Origin of the sequence: Paenisporosarcina sp. OV554 (assembly GCF_003058165.1) — a bacterium.
Lineage (GTDB): Bacteria > Bacillota > Bacilli > Bacillales_A > Planococcaceae > Paenisporosarcina.
Genome location: NZ_QBUC01000010.1, coordinates 20567 through 35624 on the forward strand (window position 1 = coordinate 20567; position 15058 = coordinate 35624).

At 36.1% G+C, this 15058-nt stretch carries 17 protein-coding genes; 4 read left to right on the forward strand and 13 right to left on the reverse strand.

Going from position 1 to position 15058, the window contains the following annotated elements:
- Window positions 1–53: 53 nt before the first annotated feature.
- The 7 genes from C8K15_RS10415 to C8K15_RS10445 all read right to left on the reverse strand — a co-directional run bounded on the left by C8K15_RS10415 (window position 54) and on the right by C8K15_RS10445 (window position 4893).
- Window positions 54–740: a hypothetical protein gene (locus tag C8K15_RS10415; protein WP_108586349.1), complete on the reverse strand. Its 687-nt coding sequence runs from the start codon at window positions 738–740 to the stop codon at window positions 54–56.
- Window positions 741–832: 92 nt separating this feature from the next.
- Window positions 833–1084 (reverse strand): hypothetical protein, encoded by a 252-nt coding sequence (locus C8K15_RS10420; protein WP_108586350.1) that lies wholly within the window; start codon window positions 1082–1084, stop codon window positions 833–835.
- An 84-nt stretch (window positions 1085–1168) separates the two neighbouring features.
- On the reverse strand, window positions 1169–1492 hold the full coding sequence (locus C8K15_RS10425; protein WP_108586351.1) for a hypothetical protein: 324 nt from the start codon (window positions 1490–1492) through the stop codon (window positions 1169–1171).
- Between the two features lies 1 nt (window position 1493).
- Window positions 1494–1754: a hypothetical protein gene (locus C8K15_RS10430; protein ID WP_108586352.1), complete on the reverse strand. Its 261-nt coding sequence runs from the start codon at window positions 1752–1754 to the stop codon at window positions 1494–1496.
- Window positions 1755–2049: 295 nt separating this feature from the next.
- The gene (locus C8K15_RS10435) at window positions 2050–4302 is read right to left on the reverse strand and encodes a phage/plasmid primase, P4 family (RefSeq protein ID WP_108586353.1); all 2253 of its coding nucleotides are present in this window, start codon (window positions 4300–4302) and stop codon (window positions 2050–2052) included.
- Between the two features lie 96 nt (window positions 4303–4398).
- The gene (locus C8K15_RS10440) at window positions 4399–4668 is read right to left on the reverse strand and encodes a hypothetical protein (RefSeq protein WP_108586354.1); all 270 of its coding nucleotides are present in this window, start codon (window positions 4666–4668) and stop codon (window positions 4399–4401) included.
- Window positions 4669–4698: 30 nt separating this feature from the next.
- Window positions 4699–4893: a helix-turn-helix domain-containing protein gene (locus C8K15_RS10445; RefSeq protein ID WP_108586355.1), complete on the reverse strand. Its 195-nt coding sequence runs from the start codon at window positions 4891–4893 to the stop codon at window positions 4699–4701.
- A 137-nt stretch (window positions 4894–5030) separates the two neighbouring features.
- On the opposite strand from C8K15_RS10445, the gene C8K15_RS10450 reads away from it, so the two are divergent.
- The gene (locus C8K15_RS10450; RefSeq protein WP_233260438.1) at window positions 5031–5525 is read left to right on the forward strand and encodes a helix-turn-helix domain-containing protein; all 495 of its coding nucleotides are present in this window, start codon (window positions 5031–5033) and stop codon (window positions 5523–5525) included.
- Between the two features lie 146 nt (window positions 5526–5671).
- On the forward strand, window positions 5672–6856 hold the full coding sequence (locus C8K15_RS10455) for a site-specific integrase (protein ID WP_233260439.1): 1185 nt from the start codon (window positions 5672–5674) through the stop codon (window positions 6854–6856).
- An 81-nt stretch (window positions 6857–6937) separates the two neighbouring features.
- Here C8K15_RS10455 and spoIIP read toward each other — a convergent pair whose 3' ends face one another.
- Both spoIIP and gpr read right to left on the reverse strand, forming a co-directional pair.
- Complete coding sequence (gene spoIIP, locus C8K15_RS10460; protein WP_108586357.1) at window positions 6938–7765, reverse strand: stage II sporulation protein P; 828 nt, start codon at window positions 7763–7765, stop codon at window positions 6938–6940.
- A gap of 32 nt (window positions 7766–7797) precedes the next feature.
- On the reverse strand, window positions 7798–8847 hold the full coding sequence (gpr, locus tag C8K15_RS10465) for a GPR endopeptidase (RefSeq protein WP_108586358.1): 1050 nt from the start codon (window positions 8845–8847) through the stop codon (window positions 7798–7800).
- Between the two features lie 327 nt (window positions 8848–9174).
- On the opposite strand from gpr, the gene rpsT reads away from it, so the two are divergent.
- Complete coding sequence (gene rpsT / locus C8K15_RS10470) at window positions 9175–9423, forward strand: 30S ribosomal protein S20 (protein WP_024534454.1); 249 nt, start codon at window positions 9175–9177, stop codon at window positions 9421–9423.
- Between the two features lie 233 nt (window positions 9424–9656).
- On the opposite strand, the gene holA is transcribed toward rpsT, so the two are convergent.
- Window positions 9657–10667 (reverse strand): DNA polymerase III subunit delta, encoded by a 1011-nt coding sequence (gene holA / locus C8K15_RS10475; protein WP_108586359.1) that lies wholly within the window; start codon window positions 10665–10667, stop codon window positions 9657–9659.
- Window positions 10668–10833: 166 nt separating this feature from the next.
- Between holA and C8K15_RS10480 the strand changes: the two genes are divergently transcribed.
- The gene (locus tag C8K15_RS10480; protein ID WP_108586360.1) at window positions 10834–10968 is read left to right on the forward strand and encodes a YqzM family protein; all 135 of its coding nucleotides are present in this window, start codon (window positions 10834–10836) and stop codon (window positions 10966–10968) included.
- Between the two features lie 89 nt (window positions 10969–11057).
- Here the strand turns inward: C8K15_RS10480 and C8K15_RS10485 are convergent, their stop codons facing one another.
- The 3 genes from C8K15_RS10485 to C8K15_RS10495 all read right to left on the reverse strand — a co-directional run bounded on the left by C8K15_RS10485 (window position 11058) and on the right by C8K15_RS10495 (window position 14579).
- Complete coding sequence (locus tag C8K15_RS10485) at window positions 11058–13268, reverse strand: DNA internalization-related competence protein ComEC/Rec2 (protein WP_233260440.1); 2211 nt, start codon at window positions 13266–13268, stop codon at window positions 11058–11060.
- A gap of 86 nt (window positions 13269–13354) precedes the next feature.
- Window positions 13355–13936, reverse strand: a complete 582-nt coding sequence (locus C8K15_RS10490; protein ID WP_108586362.1) for a ComE operon protein 2 — start codon at window positions 13934–13936, stop codon at window positions 13355–13357.
- Between the two features lie 73 nt (window positions 13937–14009).
- Window positions 14010–14579, reverse strand: coding sequence for a helix-hairpin-helix domain-containing protein (locus tag C8K15_RS10495; RefSeq protein ID WP_233260441.1), 570 nt, complete (start codon window positions 14577–14579; stop codon window positions 14010–14012).
- Between the last annotated feature and the right edge of the window lie 479 nt (window positions 14580–15058).

The following is a 15058-nucleotide window of genomic DNA, read 5'->3' on the forward strand; positions in this document are numbered from 1 at the left end:
AGAAGAGACATCTAACTTCATTCATAGATTGAATATCCCCAATCGCTCAGTTGTCATGGCATAGACAGTCCTACTTGTTCATAAAATTTAATCCGTTCTGCTTTTTCTTTTTCTGAATGTACTACATACTCTTCAGGTGTCATATAAACATTCCTGCGATTTATCAAATACCTTTTGCGCCCCAATTTATCTTGAAGTTCATCTTCACGATTATCAGCATCGGATTCTTTTGAATCCTCATCCACTTTATAAATGCGTTCAATTGTTTTCAGATGCTTAGTTAATGTGTTGCGCAATAACTCATAATCAATCTTCTTTCTAAATTCAAAGTAATCAACCAGTATTCGTTTAGAAGAGTAATCAAGACTATTAGTGATTTTTATAAATCTTTCATGCCGTAAAATCAAGCGCTCATTGCGTTTAATGAATGCCTGTTTTTCATCAATTATCCTGAGTGCAAGGGAACCAGCATCTCTAGGTGTATATTGCTCGGTATCATACATAGATACTCCATAACTAAATTCATACAACTGTTCAAAGTGTTCGGCCTGTTTCCGTTTTAAAGAGTCAGCCAGCTTCTTTGATTGCGCATCCATCCACAAGTTATACATAATCATTCGAATCCGCACTTCAGTATTGTCCATGGTTTCTTCCGACTCACTGTTGATCTCATATCTTGTGCCAATGGTTAGCGCTCCTATTTGCAACCCAAATGCTTCGGATAAGTCTGACTGATTCATGTAGCACACCTCACTTTACTTCTTGGCTCTAGGGAAATTCTTTTTAAACAATTCAAGTTGCTCATATATAGTTTCAAACGTTGAAACAACAATCAAAATTTTTGCGTGTTTATTCCTAAAATAATTAGGACTATATCTACATATTTCTTTTTTAGGATCTGGCTCTCTAATCCTACAAAACTATTTATGATAATTTTAAATTGGCCTTCACGTTGCAAATATTCATCCAGCATTAGTTGGGTTTCTTTAATATCTTCAGCGACAAGTAACTTGTCCGTTAGATTAAATTGCAAGTAATGAATTTCATTTCGTAACTTCAAATAATCCCCTATCCATAAATTCATTCAGTTCACCCATCCCTTTCTGCGCTTTGTACCTTCCTTGAACAATTGAAACTGTTCTTTCATGCCATCTAATTCTTTAAATGGCTATGTAATTTTGGCATGTTTTTTTGCAATCACAGAATCATCTACCTTTAACGTCACCGAAATCACTTCAAGCGTTAAGCCATCAATATATTTCAATTTTAAAATTTGATTGCCCCGACCTTTAAATTCTGTGACTAAATTTATGAATTCTGTTTCACCCTGAATAAGTTCTCCAATGTATTTTTTGACTACTGGTATTTGTTGATCTGTTAAGCTACCATCTGATAATCGTTGTATCCAAGCATCAATTTTGTTCCTAAAATTGATATTGTCAATTACCCATTCATACGTGCCCATCTTGCCTACCCATTCAAGAGTATTCATGTTATTCAGCTCCACAATTACTATTTAGAAGATCAACGCTATACTTTTCTGCTAATCGGAGGTTTTCAACATTTTCACGATCTATAAATAAATCGTAAGATGTTGGATACGGTAAATTGATGCAATGCCCCACAACATTCCCTTCTTCAGCAACATGAATATGTTTTCCCTTGCAAATGATGCATTTTGCAACAACTGAATATAATTCTGGTGTTTTTTGAAGTGTTGTTTCTTTGAGTGTGACAATATTAATTTTTGTCATTTTTATATCCTCCTTTTTTTATTGCTCTTATTGCTGACTTATTGCCGATTCAGCAATAAAGAAAAACCATTGATATATCTATGTTTTTTTATACTTTTATTATATTTATTGCTTTATTGCTAATAAAAAAGAAATAAATAAAAAGGGGTATGTCTAATGCTGTTCCCCCCTATATAAAAGAGTTTTTAAAAAGTCGGCAATAACGGCAATATAGCAATAAAATCTATTAAACTCCTTGCTATTACTAGATTTCTCATATTGCTAAAGTTATTGCTCTTTCATTACCATATTGCTGTTATTTGTTCTTGGATTTAAAACCCTTAACAGTTTTCCACATTCCACTTTCTCTTACGGACTTATCTTTCCATTCCATGTTGTAACGAGTATTCACTACTTCTTTGAATTTTTTCGTTTCCATTGGCGTAATACGATTCTCTCTACACCAGTCCTCGTAATCTTTTATAGCTCTTGAACCTCGCACTTCAATAAAATACTGTTCATCAAACTCGTGGAAAAAATCTCCGACTGGATCGTTATGTTCAGCAAATGCGCTAGCAGCTTCAAACGCTTTTTCATTTACTGTTAATTTTTCTGATGAGGGATTATTCATCATTCGCTTTAAGGCATCTACCGCAAGTTTCAAAACATACTCACTTGCTGAATCGCTTGCGATTAATCTCATGCTTTCTTCATCCGGTAAACATTCGTCATCCTTACTGAAATCATGGTCGAAAGGAATAATATTTAACCTGCGATTAATTGCATTACCGCTTTCATTCAGATTAGGAAAATGATTACTAGCAATAATCATAGTCGCACTAAGACGGACCGTTTCAGAATCTCGTCCTTTTCTCTCAATCTCTGCATATCCACCTGTCACAATCGTTTTCAGTAATCCACTATCTTCAATTAAGGATTCTGGATTATCATCCACAATATTTGCTAATTTGCCATATATGGACGATCCAGCAAATGTACTACTGGATAATTTCTGAGGAGTTACTGCAGAAATATTCCCACCATCCTTATCGAATGTTTGATGAATTAAATTTAAAATTGAAGATTTCCCATTATGAGCACTTCGACCAAGTAGATAATGGATTTTAGGAACTAATACACCTGTATATAGGACACATGCAAAAATTTCTTTAACATTTTCAATGCTTGGGGCATGTCCTTTTGTCACTTTGTCTAAAGTCGATTCAACAAAAGAATCATAAGCATTAGGATTATATTTAACAGAGATTTTTTGTAAAATAAAAATTCTAGGATTAAATGGCTCAATTTCAAAGGTTTCGAAATTCAAAATGCCGTTTTTTAATGCAATATAATTTTCATTTAACTTATTGATCACTGGAGACATGTCTTGTATATAATTGTGGACCTCTTTTATTTGACCATTTTTTAATTCCTCATCAAAACTACGTGTAATACCGTTAATTTGACGTCCTGATCTATCTTGCTCATATATCCCTTTTTTAGAATTAAAATAGTATAAGTCGCTGTGTGGACTTGGATAACGAACGATATTGTATTTCTTCAACACTTCTTTTGCTAATACCTGATGTAGAAATGAAAAAGTACCATTCCCATTCTGACGCCACCAAGGACCTTTTGGCTTAACTTCGTCGCCTTTTGGTGGAATAAATGTATTAGCACATTCATTAATCGCCTTCATTAATTGTTCATTGCCGTATGTAGTGCCATTTTGTGGTCTATCCCACTTTTCACGCATTAACGATGATTTTCGATAAATACTGTCTATTATTTGATAATCACAATTACACCAAAATGCTAGATCGTTTAAAAAAGCTAAATCTGCACTTGAAAAATCGTTGTGGTACTTCGGCTCCCAACCTCCGTTCAAAAAACATTTGAATCTCTCACCTGTTTTTGGATTGCTACAAGCCACTTTAATAATTTCCTCTTCTGATAGTGCAGCTCGTCCAAAATTTTCATTGCGTTGGATTATAGAAGTTTGAACTTGTTCGCGTTTTAAAACTTTGTCTAAAAATTTATTTAGCTGCTCCCCGCCATCATTTATAGGTAAAGAATTTAAAGCCTCCCCAGTAAACGTAATGAACCTTCCTTGACCATAAATTTCATAACCTGTTTTATCGTTTTTATTTTTATGTCGGCTTTTATCAAGGTTATGACGAAGCCAAACGTGAATACCTTTTCCACTTGGAGAAAGCTCAGCATAGGACATATTCACAATTTCGTTTGCAAACTCATCTAAGTCCTCAATCGATTTCAAGTTATCTATATCCACACAAACATACGGATCCTTCTCTGTTAAGACAAACCCAATTCCTTCATATTCACTGGATTCCTCATAGGTATTAAAAATCTGTTCAAATGTGCTCCAGGTGATATTATCTGTAGAACTCGCTCGTTTACCATCTATTTGGTATGGAATTTTGTCGAATTGTTCTCTTTTTTCATTCCACTCAGCACGCCACAGTACAAATTGCGGTATCAGTTGTAATTCTATGGGTATATTTTCAGCAGCAACCATAAGTATTTTTTCTTTTTCAAGTATTGCCATGTCATCACATCCTTCCTGTGACGTGTCCTTATTCAAGATTCACTGTCTCGCCTACTTTATTTTTCCTGTACATACGCCGCCATAGCGCTTAATTTATTACCAATTTTCAGTAATTTCTTGAATTACTTCTATAGCCGGCTTATACAACCACCAACGTTTTCTTGCCTTCCTTCTTTCGATAAGTCGCATACGTGGATCTGAAAGAATCTCATCTTCTAAGAATCGTTTACTCATTGAAGTAATAACGACTAGCTTTTCAAGGTCAACCATCAACAATGTATCGTGTATCTGTTGATCTATTTGTTGCTGGATGTAATTTCTAATTGCTTTTTCATCAAGCTGCACATGCACCTGTCCCGGAATCATTAATTCGCCACCTCCAATCGTTAAGTAGGATTACTCTTCTACCTTTTCAACCTCTTTCTTAGCCCCACTAATCAACCATGTTTCAATTGTTGGACGGTGAAAAAGAATCTTCCCTTTCAATCGAGCATGTGGAATTTCACTCATTTGAACCATAGAGTATACAGTTGTTAAGGATAGGCCTAATAATTCAGAAACCTCACGAACAGTTAGTGTGATTTTTTTCATCTTTTTTACCTCCTTTATATCGTGATACTTTGTGATACTTTTATGATATATGATACATAATGATACTGTCAACGAAATAATGACACTTTATGATACTTGTAGTATTATTAATTTAGTTATTAAAGGGAGGCCATATGTTGAGTACTATTGGAAAAGGTTTAAATGAAAGAATCAAAATGATAAGAATTAAAATGGGAATGACAATGGAGGAATTTGGCAAGCTGGTTCTAGATGCAAATAAAAGCGTTGTGTCAAAATGGGAAAAGGGTCTAACAGTACCGAATAATGAACGTCTTCTGAGAATTGCGGAACTAGGTAATATTTCTACAGAATATCTTTTATCAGGAAATCCTTTTAGTGAACTTACACGCGAAGAAGTTGCAGCATATGAAGTAGCTGAAACTAAGTGGCAAAAAAAACATTGGAATATAAAGCAATATCAAGAAAAAATACATGTGCGTTTAGAAGATTTTTTAACCGATAGTCGTAGAAATTTTTATATCAGTGACCACAAACTAACCAATGAAGACATAAAAATGTTAATTGCTCTATATGGTGGGAAAGAAAAAAATTATCCATCAGATGAAGAAATAGAAAAAGAATATGAAGAAATTAAAAAGAAAACATGTTGATAACGAAAAAAGAATTGCAAGTGGAGAAAGTTTTTACATTTTGAACCATGAATATGATATTGATACTAATGAAGATGAATAAGTAAACTTATCACTTACCTATTCCTGTGCATACGCCGCCATAGCTATGGAAGGAATTGAGTAAGTTGAAGTTACACAAATCCGGTAAAGAACCTGAGATTTATTTTTATTTCAATGCGAATGAAAATAAACTGTGGATGTTTCGTCATAAGTATTATGATTCGACTGGAAAGCGGAAAGAGAAGAAGAAAAGTGGATTTAAAACAGAAAAAGCAGCCCTTAAATCACTCCTAGAAGTGAAGGCTGCAACGATGAGTGGTCGATATAAAGAAGTTAAACATGAACTAATGACGGTCGGTCAATGGCTTGACGTATGGTACAACTCCAATGAAATGAAGTGGAAAATTAGTACACGTATTCAGAGGGAACATGTAATAAGACTGCATTTAAAGCCCCTACTGGGTCGATATAAGCTTCAAACAATAGATAGACTCATTTATCAACGAGAATTTTTAAACGTCTTAGAAGGCAAATACAACCCAAATACGATACGTTTATGGCATAACACTTTTAAAATTGCTATTAACGCTGCAGTTGAGGAAGAAATACTTCAACGTAATCGCTTCACAAAAATAACTGTAGCCACAAATAACGAAATCCAGCACGAAGAAAAAGAAAACTTTTTAACACCATCCGAATTACGTACATTCTTGGACGATGCTAAAAAGCATGAGCACATTACATTTTATTCTCTTTTTCTAACGATAGCCTATACAGGGATACGGCGTGGTGAATCTATAGGCTTACAATGGAAAAATATTGACTTCAAAAACAATACGATCACTGTGGAACGTACTAGGGACGAGAAAAGTATACGCTCTCCCAAGACGAAAAACAGCTATAGAACAATATTAGTCGATGAAGTCGTTATTAATCAATTAGAAACCTATAAGAAATGGTGTAAACAAGTGTTGTTTTCAGAAGGTAAAAAATTAGAAGATGAAACGTATGTATTTATTAATGAGGATTCAGGGGAACCTATATCGAGTAGTAGCTCACTTTACAACTTTAATAAAATTAAAGAAAGAACCAATTTGCAAAACATAACAATTCATGGTTTAAGACACACCCATTGTACTTTCTTGTTAAACAGCGGTCACAACGTGAAAGTCATAGCCAAACGTTTAGGAAATACCGTGGAAATGATTTATAAAATCTATGGTCATGTTTTGAAGGAACTGGAAACAGAATCCGTTGCATTATTTAGTCGGAGTTTGCAAAGTGGGGCTAAAATTGGGGCTAATGAATAGCCCCACCCCCTCAAACCGTTGATATATATAGGTTTTCAAGCACGTTAAAGTGCTTAAAATTATAGCAGTGAACACGCTTCACTAGGTTGCTGTGTTATTTTCAAAAACGACAGAAATCGCCTTTGCAAGTATGGCAATAGTCCGATTTATTTCCTCTTCTGTATTTTCAATGCCACCTAATTCCACTAATAATGCGTGACTTGATAGATCCTGATTATAGACGCCATTTCCAGTATCATGAGTTTTTGCCAAGACTCCTTTGGAAATGGTTGGAACGAGTCTATTTACTTCATTTGAAACTGCTTTGGAAAAGGCTTCATTCATTTTATAGTTTACATGTTCGGCTCCTACAACAAATGTCAACCGAGCATAGGTTGTTCCACCACTCTTAATAGTTGTCTTTTCTCGTTTGATGGAATCACGATGAAGATCAAGCAGTACGTCATATTGATTTTCAGCCAATTGTTTCTGCAAATAAGGTCTGATTTTCGTATAAGCACCAGAGATCTGCATTTTATTCATATTATCAAATTCCAAAACATCAACAGAATCCCCGTTTAATTGAAAATGCTGAACAACAAGGTCACTTACATTAGATATGTTTGCAGTAGGATGATAATTAACGGCTTTTAAGCCATATTTTTTTTCTACTATTGGCTGATAGGATTCCTGGATATGTGTGAAGTACAACAAAACTCTTATAGGGTCTCCATCAGTTTCCACAGATATTTCTTCCGGGGTATTGTTTGAAATTTCTTTTGTCACATTTGCAGCGTATGCTACTGGTTGTGTTTCAACTTTCTTTGGTGCATCTACTCCAAAAGCGAGCATAGGGAGTTTAATCAGCAATATTGGTAGTAAAAATAAAAAAAGATAGAAACTCATGACCTTCTGCATTGTTTTGCGCATAATTCACCCCTCCTCCTACAACTTACGTAGGATTAAGGTGAGATAGAACCAAAAACATCGTCTTGCAACCATTTAGTAACACCAGATTGAATCACTTCAGCATGTCTGATCACCCAAGTATCCGTTTCTTTTGGTGTTACAAATAATTGTTGATGATGGGGTGGTAATACTTCTTGTAATAAACCTCGAATTTCTTCAGATGACCACGAAGTCCATTCACCAAAAATAGGTTTAATTGCTTCTACGTTTACTGGCTCGTCTGTACTTCTTAACCAAGATCCTACTGAGAGAGCTGATGATGGATTTGACGCAGCTCCAATTTGGCTTGAGATAACTTTAAATACAGTTTCGATTGCTTCCACTACAAGTACTGGAGCATCCACTACCATTGGAACCCCAATTGCAGTTACTGGAACGCCAAGAGATTCGAATGATATTTCATTACGTGCATTACCAACACCTGAGCCTGGGTGGATTCCGGTATTCGTGAGTTGAATGGTTTTACATAGACGATCTTGATTCCGTGCAGCTAATGCATCAATGATGAGTATTAAATCAGGTTTCACCTTATCAGAAATGGCTTTTACAAATTCACCCGTTTCTAAACCCGTCTGTCCTGTTACACCAGGTGCATAGAAAACGACTTGACCGTGTTCAAAAGGTAAAGAGAACATTTCTTCATGGAAACGATCGATGGCTAGGGGACCAATTGCATCGGGTGTAATTGTTCGATTCCCTAAACCAATTACCAGGATTTTTGACTGTGGCGATAACTTTAACTCATGGTGGATATCTTGCAACGATAAAATAAATTGTTGTTCTAATTGCTCAAAGCCGTCGGAGTCCTCTGCTGTCAATGTGGGAACTGATAACGTAATATACGTTCCTTCTTTTTTTCCAATGGTTTCAGCACCATTCGCATCTGTTTCAATATGCGTAATGAGAACCCTTCCTTTACGATCTTCGTTCATTTGGATTCCTGGTGTTTCGTACAAGGTATCTTTCTCTTTTTCTGTTCGATGTTGAACAACTTCAGTCGCTTCATCTATTAAATCTGTCCGCATTAAATTTAATTTACTCATTATTATCACCTCAAGAAAAGTTTGCCCAAGGTGTCAAGTAAATATTCTTTGCGTTAATCTATTGCAATTTAACTTTTGATTTGATATTATAATGCTTGTTGTATTGAGAATATTATCTAATACTTAAAGCAAACAGCGCTATTTAATTGCGCAAAGTTTTCAACATGAGAATCTATCATTCTCAAATTCTTTTTGAGACACGAGTAGGTCGAGGAAGTGAGTGAGGAACAGCGGAGCGTACTTTTGTACGTGAGCATGTGAACGAGCGAAACTGACGAAGAGATACGAAGTGTATCGGAAAGAATAACTTTTTAGGAGGTGAAGAACATGCCTAACATCAAATCTGCAATCAAACGTGTAAAAACGAATGCTTCTGCTCACGCACAAAACTCTCACACAAAATCTACAATGCGTACAGCAGTTAAGAAAGCTGAAAATGCTTCTCTTAACAACGAAGAAAACGCAAAAGACCTTATCCTAACTGCTATCAAGCAAGTAGATAAAGCAGCTTCTAAAGGATTAATGCATAAAAACACTGCGGCTCGTAAAAAGTCACAGTTAATGAAAAAAGCTTAATTAAATGAAAAACCGGGTTCGAAATTCGAATCTGGTTTTTTTTTTGGTTAAAATATAGATTTTAGCTATTTAATTGGTACCTTTTAGCGCTATAGTCTCAACTTCTGGTGGTATTGGCGTAACTTCTTGTGCTATCGTCGCAACTATCCAATTTCCTCCTAATTACATCACCCGCACTAGAACTTCATTAAAAAAGAATCTGACTCGCCTTTCCAGCGAATCAAATCCTTATCTTATAATTTATTCATTAAAAATAATTCTAGTATTCGTTCTCTTCTGCCACTACTCGTTTTTAATTGAAAATCTGCCCCAGCCAGTCTGTGTAAAACTTCTAGTAAACGATTTTCTCCCACTTGTTGTCTACTTTCGACAATTAATTTCACCCGATATGGATTTACTTTTAATTGTTTTGCGATAGCTTGAGCGTGATACCCCTTTTTTTGTAAATAGCGTACATTAGACATTAACCGTATTTGAGAAGCAAGCAACGCTGTTAACATAATCGGTTCTTCCTTTTGTCGTAACAAATCATGGTAAACCATTAATGCAGTAGTGGTGTCTCCACGTAAGTAAGCATTCAGTAGCTGAAATGCATCTTGTTCTAATGTCCGTGTCATCAACAACTCAACGTCGCTTTTTGTGATTTCTTGTTGCTCACCCACATAGGTAGCCATTTTATGTATTTCTGATTGCAATTGTACAAGGTCTTGGCCAACGGTATCAATTAAACGGCCAATTGCTTCATCTGTCATTACTTTGTGTTCATTTCCGACTGTAGATTTAACCCACACGACTAAATCATTACCTTCCAGTGGTTTAGCTACGAGTAATAGTGCTTTTTCTTTCATCAGTTTTGTTACTTTTTTTCTTTCGTCCAGTTTTTCATATGGAGCAATAAAAATAGTAATCGCTGTTTCAGAAGGATGTTGCACCCAACTTTCGAATGCTTTTAAATCATGATCTATTTTTTCTTTCCCTTTTTCCGTTGCTTTTAAAAAAGAGGCATTTTTCGCGATAATTAATTTTTTGTCCGTAAAAAATGGAATCGTATCTGCTTCTTCAATTACGTGTTGAACCGGCACTTCATCTAAATCAAAGTAAAGAACATCCGTTTCTCCATCTTTATTGAGCGATTCTTTTATGCGACGAACCGTTTCGTCAAAGAAGTAATGCTCTGTTCCGACAAGAAGATAAATTGGACTGAAATCACCTTGCTGAATCTTTTTCCATACTTTTGAAAACATATTAAACCTCCTAATAACACATGCTATTATAGTATACCTTAAATCTTATTAAGCAGGGGTTTGAACAAAATGTGTCTTTCCTTTGAAATCCCGGAAAAAAACTCGTTGTTTATGGATTTTTTCTAAGTAATCACTTATAATTAATTTGAATATAGGAGGGGTAGCAATGAACGAATTTGAAAAGAATGTCCAAACCAGACGTAACGATGTAGTTGACTCAGGTATTGGTTTCGTTGTATCTTTTGTCTTCTTTGCAGCGATTTTCACCATTGCGACTGTAATTGACTTTATTACAACATAAGTAATTAGAAAAATTCACAGCTTGCTCCCTCTTTGAGCGCAAGCTGATGTTTTTCTTTGATTGCGAAATCAACTACCTAAAGGGACTCATCATTGTGATAAGTCTCTTTTTATTATGCCTTTTTCTAATGTCGTCCGTATCGTCATATCCTTTTTATGAAAACGAATATGCACAGAGCCTACATCTGAAGTTGTCAATGTAGGTAACTTCTTTTCTTTGAACCTATCTAATATCTCTTTATGGGGATGGCCATAACGATTGTTTTTCCCAGCTGAAAAAATAGTTAATTTAGGGTTTACTTTGTTTATAAGTTCGGCTGAGCTGGACGTTTTACTTCCGTGATGCCCTGCTTTTAAGATGTCAATGTTCCGCATCCCCTCATACTTCCTTAGCATATCCTCTTCTCCATCTTTTTCTAAATCACCAGTAAACAAAGCAGTAAATATTCCGTGCTTCATAAATAAGACAAGTGAATCATCGTTTCCTTTATAGTTCGTATCTTGAGGAGAAAGATACATAAGATGTGTATCGCCAACTTGCCATGAAAAATCCGCTATTTGCTCTTTTATTGGAATCTTGTTATTTAATGCTGTTTGAAAGGCTAGTTGTAAAGTTGGTAAATGTATCGCACCTGGTGTTACATGGATTTCTTCCACTGTTATTTCTTCTAATATTTCTTCTGCACCTTCTACATGATCACTATCTGCATGTGTCCAAATAAACGTATCGATTCGACGAATACCTCGACCTTTTAGAAAAGGCACAATAACTTCACGACCAATTTCAAAAGGCGTGTCAGTTTGCTTCCAAAAAGGTTGATCGAACCGTAGTAAACCCCCTGCATCAATCAGGATAACACCTTGCTGATGTGGGAGTTCGATAACAGTTGCATCGCCTTGTCCTACATTAATAAATGAGACTTCTATGGAAGTATCGAGAAATGGTGTTGCATGTATTATAAGAACTGGTAATCCTAGAGTGAGCAAAAGTTTGCTCAATGAATGACGAAGTTCTAATAGTAGGAACGAACATACAACACCTATATATGCCATAATAAGTTGCCATAAGGACAGTTTACCTGGATTCCATAGTTGATAAGGAATCGACGCGATTTTTAAAATGAACGTTGTCAAACCCAAGCGTAATGGTTCGTAAATCATAAATAGGGGCTCTAAAAGGAATGGCATGACAAATGATAGAAGGAACAATACTAAATTGATGGGTAAAATAACGAACGAAAATAAAGGCACAAATACTAAATTTACGATAAAGGAGGATAATGATATTTCGTAAAAATGGAAGAGAAGTATTGGGAATACCCCAATCTGGCAAAGAAATGTAATCCAAAAAGATTGTTTAAGAACAGTCGTTTGAGATTTTAAAAAAGAAGATGAATAAAGTAACGCTGCGGCAGCTAAGTACGATAGTTGGAAACCAATTTGAAAGATAACTCCCGGCTGTAAGCAAATAAAAATTATTAAACTTAGACCAAATGCATCTTCGATAGATAGTCGTTGATTCATTTGTTTAGATAGAAGCAGAATTTCAACAACTCCAACTGCCCTCCACACGGATGGTGCTCCACCAACTAAGCATGCATAAATAGGTAAACAAATTAGCAAACACCATACCGCAATTTCTTTCCTGATCATGAGTCTTAACATCAATTGATAAAAAATGAATGTTAAAAACGCCACATGCAACCCTGAAATCGCAAATAAATGAGTGATTCCGAGTATTTGATAAGCGCGTGTTTGTTGAGGATCCATATCATCTTGCAAGCCGAGTAGTAAGGATTTAGCTTCTGGTTGAAGGGAAAGCGGAAAATAGGCTTCAATCTGTTTTTCCATTTGAAAGCGTCTTTCAGCAATCCAGCCAAATACTCCACTTGGATCAGCGATTTTTTGAAAGGATGAAGCAGACAACATTCCTGCTGCACCGTGACTAGTTAAATACGTCTTCATGCTAAACGCATAGTCATGTGCTGGCAGAGGCACTTCAGCAGCTTGTCCAGTCCATTTAAACTTCGTCCCGGTTAAAGATTGTTGTTCAAACATCATCTTCTCTTCTTCTGAAGTAAACGTATATGTGATATACCATTTGTCCTTGTCTTCAGAAATGACAAACCCACGTAATTTCGAGCCATTAATGGTGTATGTGGAAGTCAATTTCAATATACTGTCCTGCTCGACTACGAAATGAACAGGAGTCAACTTATCTTCAGTAAAGATTAGGAAAAAAATAGCCGTCAGTACATAACTAAAAATAAATACGAATGGCCAGCGTTTCCAGATAAACAACAGGATAATGATTATGTGTAGTAATAGAATAAAAAGTGAACCTAATGCTGCAGCTGTTGAAAGGATTGCTGCAATTGCTAAATAAATTAACCGATGGTTCCAATAGTTTTGCCAAATAGATCTTTCACCTGCGCTTCGTATGAAGCCAATTCCTCAGCAGAAACTCCATTCTCTCTTAATTTTTGAAGCATATCTAAATACAAAGTAATTTTTTTATCGCTTAAGAAATCGATTTTTCGTTCATCGAAAGGAACATGGACGACTTCTATATTTGCTTGCGATAATAATTGAATCGCATATTCATTGTTTTTATAGTTTTCGGCGTAGTATAAACGTCGAATTCCCGATTGAATAATAGATTTCGTACAAGGCAAACATGGAAAATGAGTTACATATAGATCCGCTTCATTCGTTGAGATACCATATTTTGAACATTGAAGTAAGGCATTCATTTCGGCATGAATCGTGCGGACACAATGATGATCTACTACGTAACATCCTTGGTCGATACAATGGTCTCCACCTGAAATAGAACCATTATAACCCCCTGCCATTATTCGTTTATCACGAACGATTGTCGCGCCTACTGCTAACCTTGTACAAGTGCTTCGAAGTGCAAGTAAATGGCTTTGTGCCATAAAGAATTGATCCCATGTTATTCGCTCCATAAAAACGCCCCCTGATTTTAAACTCTTCTTTAGTTTAGTAGGAACACGTTTCTTACGTCAATTGATTGTGATTTTAATTGACCGAAATAAAATCTTTCAAGTTTTCAAATGTTGAATCACCAATGCCTGTTACGTCTTTAATATCTTCAATCGATTTAAATAGGCCCTTCTCTTCTCGGAAAGCAATAATAGCTTTAGCCTTAGAAGGACCAATTCCTGAGAGGGTCATCAAGGTCGATTCATCTGAGGTATTAATATTGACGAGTGAAGATTGGGATTCTGAAGTACTAGGTGAAGTTGCAATGGTCAGTGGCACTTCAGTTTCTCCAATTAAAGGAACATAAATGACCATTTCGTCGACTAATTTAGAAGCAAAATTCAACGCCTTTTCTTCTGCAGTGGGTAGTATGCCACCTGCAAGTTGAAGCGCGTCTAGGACACGGCTGCCAGTTGGCAATGAATAAACACCTGGATTATGAACTTGGCCTTTTACATCGACGACAACAGTTTCATTTAGTTCTTTATCGATTGGTTTTGTTTCAGATGATTCTTCAGCTGGAATTGAACTTGGGATGGGGTTTTGGATCGTTTCGAGCGTACCGGCAATTGGGGGGGCAGGATTTTGGGAAAATGGTTTAAACAAAGCAACAAACAAAATCACTACAGCACTTCCAAGCGCGAGTTTAGTTGAATGTTTTTTTAGCCATGCAGGATTCAGATTGGGTCATCCTTTCCTACAGGGAGCAATTCTTATAGAGCTACCCATACTATAAACGAAATTCGTTTAATTGGAAAGTTTTTCTTCTATTTAACTATACTGTTGATTTCCGTTACAGGCGGACGTTTTCCGCGGGCAGTCCGTAAGCCTCCTCGCTCGCGTGAAAAAACGCTGCTCCTGTTTCTGCATCGCTGCGCTAGCTCCGAAACACAGAAGTGCGTTGCATCGCTTCGCTAGCTTCGTCGCAAATGAATTGTGCAAAACACTTTTGCGCAACTCGTTCACTGTGGGGGTCTCACCTGGACATGCTTATCCCCCTGGAGTCGCCGTCTTGCACTACAATCACCAAAACGAACAGTAATTGATAACATAGCTTGCTATGAAGTTATATGGAGCAAAACAGC

Coding starts and splice junctions, on each gene's coding strand:
- gpr (WP_108586358.1), bottom strand. CDS start 8,847: ATGAGTAAATTAAATTTAATGCGGACAGATTTAATAGATGAAGCGACT.
- C8K15_RS10445 (WP_108586355.1), bottom strand. CDS start 4,893: ATGAAAAAAATCACACTAACTGTTCGTGAGGTTTCTGAATTATTAGGC.
- C8K15_RS10440 (WP_108586354.1), bottom strand. CDS start 4,668: ATGATTCCGGGACAGGTGCATGTGCAGCTTGATGAAAAAGCAATTAGA.
- C8K15_RS10425 (WP_108586351.1), bottom strand. CDS start 1,492: ATGAATACTCTTGAATGGGTAGGCAAGATGGGCACGTATGAATGGGTA.
- holA (WP_108586359.1), bottom strand. CDS start 10,667: ATGTTTTCAAAAGTATGGAAAAAGATTCAGCAAGGTGATTTCAGTCCA.
- C8K15_RS10430 (WP_108586352.1), bottom strand. CDS start 1,754: ATGACAAAAATTAATATTGTCACACTCAAAGAAACAACACTTCAAAAA.
- C8K15_RS10415 (WP_108586349.1), bottom strand. CDS start 740: ATGAATCAGTCAGACTTATCCGAAGCATTTGGGTTGCAAATAGGAGCG.
- rpsT (WP_024534454.1), top strand. CDS start 9,175: ATGCCTAACATCAAATCTGCAATCAAACGTGTAAAAACGAATGCTTCT.
- C8K15_RS10420 (WP_108586350.1), bottom strand. CDS start 1,084: ATGAATTTATGGATAGGGGATTATTTGAAGTTACGAAATGAAATTCAT.
- C8K15_RS10490 (WP_108586362.1), bottom strand. CDS start 13,936: ATGGAGCGAATAACATGGGATCAATTCTTTATGGCACAAAGCCATTTA.
- C8K15_RS10435 (WP_108586353.1), bottom strand. CDS start 4,302: ATGGCAATACTTGAAAAAGAAAAAATACTTATGGTTGCTGCTGAAAAT.
- spoIIP (WP_108586357.1), bottom strand. CDS start 7,765: ATGCGCAAAACAATGCAGAAGGTCATGAGTTTCTATCTTTTTTTATTT.
- C8K15_RS10480 (WP_108586360.1), top strand. CDS start 10,834: ATGAACGAATTTGAAAAGAATGTCCAAACCAGACGTAACGATGTAGTT.